8 protein-coding genes are annotated in these 7,004 nt (G+C 40.6%); 5 read left to right on the forward strand and 3 right to left on the reverse strand.

The window, feature by feature from the left end:
- The coding region (locus tag B2Y23_RS01325) for an amino acid--tRNA ligase-related protein (protein WP_291368546.1) at positions 1–173 on the forward strand (173 nt) is incomplete at its 5' end.
- Positions 174–512: 339 nt separating this feature from the next.
- Here B2Y23_RS01325 and trpS read toward each other — a convergent pair.
- Positions 513–1,526, reverse strand: coding sequence for a tryptophan--tRNA ligase (gene trpS, locus B2Y23_RS01330; protein ID WP_291352591.1), 1,014 nt, complete (start codon positions 1,524–1,526; stop codon positions 513–515).
- Between the two features lie 196 nt (positions 1,527–1,722).
- Here trpS and B2Y23_RS01335 point away from each other — a divergent pair, with 196 nt between their 5' ends.
- Both B2Y23_RS01335 and ypfJ read left to right on the forward strand, forming a co-directional pair.
- Positions 1,723–2,649, forward strand: a complete 927-nt coding sequence (locus B2Y23_RS01335; RefSeq protein ID WP_291352593.1) for a DUF808 domain-containing protein — start codon at positions 1,723–1,725, stop codon at positions 2,647–2,649.
- Between the two features lie 54 nt (positions 2,650–2,703).
- Entirely contained in the window at positions 2,704–3,609 is a 906-nt protein-coding gene (gene ypfJ, locus B2Y23_RS01340) for a KPN_02809 family neutral zinc metallopeptidase (protein WP_291352595.1), read from the forward strand.
- A 56-nt stretch (positions 3,610–3,665) separates the two neighbouring features.
- On the opposite strand, the gene B2Y23_RS01345 is transcribed toward ypfJ, so the two are convergent.
- Positions 3,666–4,223, reverse strand: coding sequence for a hypothetical protein (locus B2Y23_RS01345; RefSeq protein WP_291352597.1), 558 nt, complete (start codon positions 4,221–4,223; stop codon positions 3,666–3,668).
- A 247-nt stretch (positions 4,224–4,470) separates the two neighbouring features.
- On the opposite strand from B2Y23_RS01345, the gene B2Y23_RS01350 reads away from it, so the two are divergent.
- Together B2Y23_RS01350 and B2Y23_RS01355 are read left to right on the forward strand one after the other, a co-directional pair.
- A complete protein-coding gene (locus tag B2Y23_RS01350; RefSeq protein ID WP_291352599.1) occupies positions 4,471–5,970 on the forward strand; it encodes a cation:proton antiporter in 1,500 nt (499 codons plus the stop codon).
- A 191-nt stretch (positions 5,971–6,161) separates the two neighbouring features.
- Positions 6,162–6,500, forward strand: a complete 339-nt coding sequence (locus B2Y23_RS01355) for an MGMT family protein (protein WP_291352601.1) — start codon at positions 6,162–6,164, stop codon at positions 6,498–6,500.
- A gap of 67 nt (positions 6,501–6,567) precedes the next feature.
- On the opposite strand, the gene B2Y23_RS01360 is transcribed toward B2Y23_RS01355, so the two are convergent.
- A partial coding sequence (locus B2Y23_RS01360) for a universal stress protein (RefSeq protein WP_291368542.1) occupies positions 6,568–7,004 on the reverse strand: 437 nt, incomplete at its 5' end.

Here is a 7,004-nt window from a genome sequence, read left to right on the forward strand (position 1 = left end):
GTGATGATGAAGCAATGCACTTCGATGCAGACTTTATTGAAGCGCTTGAATACGGCCTTCCTCCTACAGCAGGTGAGGGTATCGGTATTGACCGTTTAGTGATGATCTTTGCCAATGCACCAAGTATCCGTGATGTAATTTTGTTCCCGCATATGCGTCATAAACATGCATAAGTGCTGAATATAAAAAAACCCGCCTCGTGCGGGTTTTTTATGGCTTGAAACCTATGCTTAATTAAAATTCAGGCAAAAAAATACGCAATGATTGGGGTGATCACTGCGTAGAACAACGAATCTGTTTGCACAGTTCGGTTAAGGAGAATGTTAGAACTATGAATAGCCCTAAGCATTGGAAAAATCATAAAATGAATGCAGAGTCATTTCATGAGGCTTTCAGTAAAGTTGTGTTAATTCAGGTTAATAACTATAGGTAAGTGTGACATATTGCCTATTTTTTAGCGGGTTATAAAAAAAAGCCCCTCTCTAAAAGAAGGGCTGTTTATTGATAAGGATTTAGAAATGGAATACACCCAAACCTGATTTAATTTCATCGAGGGTTTGCTGGGTAATATCACGGCATTTATCGGTACCGGTTTTCAGAATATCCATGATGTAGTCTGGATCTTTCTGTAATTCCATACGACGTTCACGAATAGGGCCAATCATTTCCTTTAAAATGCCTTCAAGACGTTTTTTCACCGTACCATCGCCTAAACCGCCACGACGATAATGGGCTTTTAATTCTTCCAGCTCTTCTTTATTGGTATCGAAAGCATCTAAATAGGTAAATACCACGTTGCCTTCAACCTGGCCCGGATCTTCAATACGCAAGTGATTTGGATCGGTATACATCGCATTCACGGCTTTCTTGATGTCTTTATCCGAAGCGTCCAGCACAATGGTGTTGCCCAAAGATTTCGACATTTTGGCTTTACCATCAAAACCAGGCAAACGGCCAACATTAGACAGGAGCGCTTTGCATTCTGGAAGCAGCTCACGACCGATCTGACGGTTTAAACGACGCACGATTTCGTTGGTCTGTTCGATCATTGGAATCTGGTCTTCACCTACCGGCACAACCGTTGCTTTAAAAGCGGTAATGTCAGCCGCTTGTGCCACCGGGTAGCACAGGAAACCTGCCGGAATGTCACGTTCAAAGCCACGCATCTGGATTTCAGATTTAATGGTCGGGTTGCGTTCCAGACGCGACACCGTGACAAAGTTGAGATATAGCATGGTCAGTTCATTCAATGCCGGCAAGCATGACTGCACACAAATTGTCGTTTTGGTTGGATCAATACCTACCGCCAAATAATCAGTGGCAACTTCAATAATATTACGACGTACTTTTTCAAAGTTATCGGCGTTATCGGTTAAAGCCTGGGCATCAGCAAGGAGAAGATGTTGATGGTGAGAATCCTGCAATCCAACACGTGAACGTAAAGAACCTACAAAATGACCTAAATGAAGTTGTCCGGTTGGGCGGTCACCCGTCAAAATAACAGGACGATTGTCTTGATTACTCATTATCTCTCTATTCCAAAGTAGTTAGCACTACATGTATATGCTGATGAATGGCCTTATTGTACGGCATAATGTTTTTGAATGTCAGGCACTATAAAAACAGATCATTGAAAAAATACGAAGAATTTAATGATGTTGATACAGTTTTTTTAAATATTTATCTTTAAAATGCAGAATAGAGACATTAAGGATAACAAGAATGGCGAGTAGCTTATTAATATTATTAGATGATATTGCGACTGTTTTAGACGACGTTGCGGTCATGAGCAAAGTGGCAGCAAAAAAAACTGCAGGGGTATTGGGAGACGATTTAGCCCTCAATGCTCAGCAGGTCAGTGGAGTACGTGCTGAACGTGAACTGCCTGTGGTTTGGGGAGTCGCAAAAGGTTCTTTTATAAATAAATTAATTCTTGTGCCTTTAGCCTTATTGATTAGTGTGGTTGCACCGTGGCTCATAAATCCTTTATTGATGATTGGCGGGCTGTTTCTCTGTTATGAAGGCGTAGAAAAAGTCCTGCACAGTTTGCATCATAAAAAAGCCAAGACCAAAGAAGCTGCTGAAACAGAATTTACCGCTATTGAAACCGATTTAGCCAAGTTCGAGAAAGAGAAAATCAAGGGTGCAATTCGTACCGATTTTATTTTGTCGGCTGAAATTGTGGTGATTTCATTGGGTACAGTGGCTACTGCGGCTTTTATGAATAAAGTGATCGTACTGTCAATTATTGCAATCGTCATGACTGTGGGTGTATATGGTTTTGTCGCCATGATTGTCAAAATTGATGATCTGGGATTGTACTTAACCGAGCAGGCATCGAGTTTTAAACAAAGCATAGGACGCGGTTTACTGGCTTTTGCGCCAAAATTGATGAAAACCCTGACCATTGTCGGAACCATTGCCATGTTCCTGGTTGGTGGCGGAATTATTACCCATACCATTCCGTGGTTTCATCATTTAACTGAAAATTCGGTCGATCACGTTCAACACATTCCCACAGTAGGAAATATTATTGGTGCAGTTACTCCGACCTTAATTAATCTGGTGATTGGTTTTATTGCAGGATTATTGGTTTTAATGGTGATTGCTCTCATTCAAAAAATCAAGCCGAAGTCAAAGCAAGCTTAATCAGCAAAAGCTCGCTAAAATGAAGCTCAAAAGTCAACTATAAGGAATATCACTATGCGCTGGAAAGGACGTCGTGTAAGTACCAATGTAGAAGACCGTCGCGGTGGTGCCGGAGCTAAAGCAGGTGGTGTCAGTATTTTAGGACTTGTGGTTGCTTTTGTGGCGTGGAAGTTTTTTGGGGTCGATCCTCAACAAGCCTATCAAGCGACCAAACAAGTCACCTCACAATCACAGCTGGCTGAAACTCGCGGCTTGGAGAATCCAACGCCAGAACAGCAAGAAGCAATGGATTTTGTCGGGACGGTATTGGCCGATACCGAAGATACCTGGTCTCAAGTGTTCCAGCAGCAATTAAATGCACAGTATGTTGCGCCTAAATTGGTGATGTTTAATGGTGTAGTCAATTCGGGCTGCGGTACAGCACAATCTGCCATGGGACCTTTCTATTGTCCGGCAGATCAAAAAGTGTATATCGACACGGCCTTCTTTAAAGATATGCGTCAGCAAATGGGCATTTCTGGTGAGCAAAACAGCACCGAACTTTCACGTCAGGATCAGGCTGGAGATTTTGCCCAAGCCTATGTAGTAGCTCATGAAGTAGGACACCATCTTCAAACTTTACTCGGCATTTCGGAACAAGTGCAAAAGGCAAGAGCTCAAAGCAGTCAAGTACAAGGCAATCAATTGTCGGTACGTCAGGAATTACAGGCAGACTGTTTTGCCGGCATCTGGGCCAATCATAACCAGCAGCGCACTCAATTTCTGGAACAGGGTGATATTGAAGAAGCCATGGATGCTGCGCATAAAATTGGCGACGATTATTTACAAAAACGTGCAACTGGGCAGGTGGTACCGGATAGCTTTACCCATGGTAGCAGTCAGCAGCGCATGAAATGGTTTCAAACCGGTTTGAAATCGGGCAATCTCAATGATTGTGATACTTTCAACCAAGCCATTTAAATAGAAATGAAGAATTAAAAAAGAGGATATCGAATCCTCTTTTTTATTTGCGCTGTTTAACCGTTGATAAACTTTTTAAAGTTTCGAATAATCCGAATGGATACATATAGGGCAGCCAATGCAAACAAGGCCATGCTAAACAGGCTATATTTTAAATCTGAAATATCAGCCTGATAAAATTGCTGAATTTGCTGCTTGGAATAAGACCATTGCTGCCGCTTCTGGGTACGACTATCTTGGTAACTGACTTGCTGGATATATTGGTATTGCCCAATTTTTAATAACTCTAATTGCTGGATTTGTCGGGTATGTGACTGGTTATATTCATCTGTGCAAATATCATTTAAATAATGTTCACAGCGTAATTGAGCAATATAACCATTCTGGGCAATTACAATATAAATGGCCTGATCCGGTCGTTGGTTATTCGAAACTAGCACCAGTTGTTTATTGGGTGTAGAGGTTAATGAAATTTGCTCGGCTTGCTGGAAAGCTTGATCGGCTTGCAAAATTTCCCGGCTTTTTGAAAAAATGCTTAAAAATAAAGCCAAGGTGATAAGAAAAATGATCCCTGCAAAAAAAAGCCGAAATATGGTTTTAACTGTTTGATGCATGGGTAAATTCAACTTAAAGTAGAAAATGAAGAAAGTGTTGCTACACTAAATTTGCTGATAGCAGACTATGTTAAATCATTGCTAAAAATATGTAAAAAAACTTAACCATTTTGTTTGAATAAGCAAAAAATGGTTAAACTGATTCGGTTAATAAATGTTATTTAATTAATTATTTAATTAAATATTTAGTTGGAAATAGCTAGATGCGTTCGCTTTATTCCAATGAATCGCTCAAATTGGAACCTTAATGGGAAATTTCTTTTTTCTTCAAGTTTTTACAGTCATTTTTGCACTTTCGATAGCTACCACTATTTTCAATAAACGGGTGTTGGGCTTTCCTCAAGCCATTGGTGTACCGATTGTTTCTGCAATTTTTGTCTTTATATTGCAATGGGGCGCAAGTTTACTCAATGGTAACCAGTTTATTACCATTAATATTCATAATATTGAAGAAGCAGTACGTCATATTGATTTTTACGACTTTTTAATCAATGGCGTGATTTGCTTTATCCTGACCTCTTCCGCTTTAAAATTCAAAGTGTCCGATTTAAAAAGTCATTGGAAGCCGATCAGTATTTTAGCCAGTATCGCACTGGTACTTTGTGCAGTCTTTTTTGGCGTGACTTTATATGGCTATCAATTTTTAATTGGCAAACATGTCGATTTATTGGTGCTTTTACTGTTAGGCGCTGCACTGGGTGCGACTGACCCGATTGGGGTCAAAGGCGTATTAAGTTCGGTACGTGCGCCACATCACCTGATTGTAAAACTGGAAGGTGAATCATTGTTTAATGATGCCATGTGTATCGCCGTATTCATGACTTTATTGAATGTATTGCAGGGCGAACATTTTACTATTATTGGCACCTTGCAAACTTTGCTTTATGAGATTGTAGTAGCAGTCATTATTGGCTGGGGCTTTGGTCTAGGGATTTTAAGATTGCTGCGTGGCAAACACGAAATGGAATCTTTAATCTTAACTACAGCGCTGTTGGCCTGTGGCTCCTATTTAGTTGCGTTATTTGCCCATGCATCTGCACCGATTGCCTGTGTCATTGGCGGCCTAGTGGTTGGGAACAAATGGAAAGAAATTTTACAGGAACGTGAAATTCGTGAAGTCAATCATTTCTGGCATACCGTTGAAGGCATTATTAACTCCTTCCTGTTTACTTTGATTGGTCTGGAACTGTTTATTCTGGATTTGAGCATCAGCCTGATTTTAGGCGGTATTGTGGCGTTCATTATCCTGCATGCTTCACGTTTTGCTGCAAACTATCTGTCATTTGCCTTTTTTCCAAACTTTAGAAACAGAAGTTATAACGGTAGTTTGGCCATTTTATCCTGGGGTGGGGTACGGGGCGGCATCTCGCTTGCGTTAATTCTGGCAGTAGCGAATATTCCAGAACTCAGTGAATACAGCAGTATTCTGGTGGGTTATACCTTTATTTCCGTACTACTTTCAGGCCTGGTGTGTGGACTCGGATTGCCGGCGGTCATGAATGCCTTCTATTACAACCCGCATGAAGAAACCACCGGTTTTAAAGGCTGGTATCAACGCATGTGCCATAAAATGAACAAAAAAGGTTTTCAGTATATTGTCGGTGAAGATGCCAATGGTAATGAAACCATTACGGTATATAACCCGGATGCCTTAATTGATGAAAAAGCCGAAGATGGTGTAGCGGTGATGCATAATCCGGAAAAGGTACAAGTGGTGAAACGTTTGGAAAGTCCAGACAATTTCTAATCCTAATAAAAAGCTCTTAACGGGCTTTTTTTATTTTAGTGCATATTGGTGCGAAAGTAGTGAAAGATGAATGATCTGTCGTATAGCTTTATAGATGAAGCATTCTACTCATTGATTGGAAGTCTCTTAACTAAAAGCCATGAATAAAAAATGAATCTAGAAGTCTAAAATGGATGATTTAAGGACACACTATGCCCGAACATTTCCAAACCGCAAGTGATGAATTAGCCCGTCAGATTTTACAAGTGGTAGCTTTAATTCCTTATGGCAAGGTAGCTTCATACGGACAAATCGCAAAAATGGCAGGTTTGCCCAAACATGCGCGTCTAGTGGGTTATGTGTTAAAGCATCTAGATCAGGAGAGTGAAATTCCCTGGTATCGGGTGATTAACTCTCAAGGGAAAATTAGCCTAAGCAAACTGAATGCTCACGGAGAAAATATCCAGCGCGTAAAATTACTCGCAGAAGGGGTAACGGTCATAGAGGACAAAATTAACTTAAAACAATTTCAGTGGATAAATAATTTATAAATCAGGTGAATCAACAGAATCAAATTTTCCCACCTTTAGCAAAAGATGGGAAATATCATCAGAAATATTATTCGCGGACAATCAGCACCGGAATATGCGATTCTCCCAATACACTTTGAGCGACACTGCCCAAAAACATTTTTTTCAACCCAGTACGACCATGTGAACCAATAATAATCAGGTCGGCATGACTGTCTTCAGCAGCTTGGACAATTTCACGATGAATCACTTGTCCCTCAAGCAGTTTGGTTTCAACGTCAAGGCCTTGTTCATTGAATTTTGCTTTTGCTGCAGCTAGCGAGTCTACAATTGCAGTTCGTGCACGTTCAATCAAATCATTGGTTTGATTAGCTGAAATGTATTCCGCTGCAATGTAAGGATCAAGTGCCAAGACTTGAACTACTGTAACTTTACTGCCAAATGCCTTGGCAAACTCGACTGCTTTAGCCACCGCAGCATAAGCTGTTTCCGAACCGTCAACAGGGACTAAAATATTTTGATAAG

Origin of the sequence: Acinetobacter sp. UBA5934 (assembly GCF_002430855.1) — a bacterium.
Lineage (GTDB): Bacteria > Pseudomonadota > Gammaproteobacteria > Pseudomonadales > Moraxellaceae > Acinetobacter.